This window comes from Pseudoduganella sp. RAF19, assembly GCF_052114165.1.
Lineage (GTDB): Bacteria > Pseudomonadota > Gammaproteobacteria > Burkholderiales > Burkholderiaceae_D > Rugamonas.
Genome location: NZ_JBFREF010000032.1, coordinates 1 through 1,226, shown reverse-complemented (window position 1 = coordinate 1,226; position 1,226 = coordinate 1). Strand labels below are relative to the sequence as shown.

The following is a 1,226-nucleotide window of genomic DNA, read 5'->3' as shown; positions in this document are numbered from 1 at the left end:
TGCGGATTCAGCCGGTCGACGCAACACATTGATAAAACCGTTGAGCCGGCGTTTCATAGTCTAACGTTTTTCTAGGTCGTTCATTCAGCCGATTTGCGATGGCGTCGAGCTGACCTTGCGAATAACTTGATAAATCCAGTCCCTTTGGCAAATACTGTCTCAGCAAGCCATTGGTGTTCTCATTCGACCCGCGTTGCCAAGGTTTTCTTGGATCGCAAAAGAAGACCTGGATATCGGTCGCCAGCTTGAAACGCTTGTGCTCTGCCAGCTCTGAACCTCTATCCCAAGTGAGCGACTTGTAGAGTTCTTGGGGCAGCTTCATCGCATGCTGGAGCAACGCATTCACGACTGTTTCGCTATCCTTGTGTGCGACCTTTACTAGCATCACATAGCGCGTCTGCCGCTCAACTAGCGTGATGATCTGGCTGTTGTGACTGCCACATAAGAGATCACCTTCCCAATGCCCAGGAACTGCCCGATCTTCAGCCGTGGCGGGACGTTCGCTAATCGAAATCGCATCGACGATTCGGCCGTGATCTTCAGTCTTCTGCGTGTGATGGCGCGAGCGACGCATTACTCGAGTACGGCGCAAGTGCTCGGTAAGCTCCTTTTTCAGAGCGCCACGAGCCTGAATGTATAGGCTGCGATAAATCGTTTCGTGAGACACTTGATGAGCCTTATCGCCAAGGTAAGCGCGCTTGAGCCATCCAGCAATTTGCTCAGGTGACCATTGCAGTTGAAGCTTCGCAGCCACCGTTTCAGCCAGCGCAGGGTTCTCTGCCAGTCTACAGCGCTTAGGGCGCCGTGCTCGATCCCAGGCGCGCTTGTCGGCCTGGTTTGCCCGGTATAGCGCCTGCCCGCCATTACGCTTCACTTCCCGGCTGATGGTGGACGGGGCCCGCCCCAGCGAAGCAGCAATCTTCCGAATCGACGTACCCGCTACCAGGGATCGTGAGATGTCTTCGCGCTCGGCAATGGTTAAAGCCAACCTGGAGCGAGAGCGCTGAGCAGGACTAATCCCACCGTTCCGAATAAGAATTCCCTGAATTGCGCCGTGACTTCGGCCGAAAAGTTGGGCAATATGCTGCAGAGATTCACCTTGACGCCAGCGTTCCCACATCAATGCCTTCTGCTCGTCAGTGTAATAGATTCGTGGCTTGCGTTTCATGGCAACACTCCTCCTGCCTAAGCAGTTTATAGTGTTGCGTCGACCGGTTGAATCCGCA

General features: G+C 54.2%; 1 protein-coding gene. It reads right to left on the bottom strand.

The window, feature by feature from the left end:
* Positions 1-7: 7 nt before the first annotated feature.
* Positions 8-1,168, bottom strand: a complete 1,161-nt coding sequence (locus tag AB4Z19_RS30455) for an IS30 family transposase (protein ID WP_442030276.1) — start codon at positions 1,166-1,168, stop codon at positions 8-10.
* Positions 1,169-1,226: the final 58 nt, after the last annotated feature.

What these genes read in the sequence shown, in the direction of transcription:
- AB4Z19_RS30455 (WP_442030276.1), bottom strand. Translation starts at nt 1,168, where the DNA reads ATGAAACGCAAGCCACGAATCTATTACACTGACGAGCAGAAGGCATTG.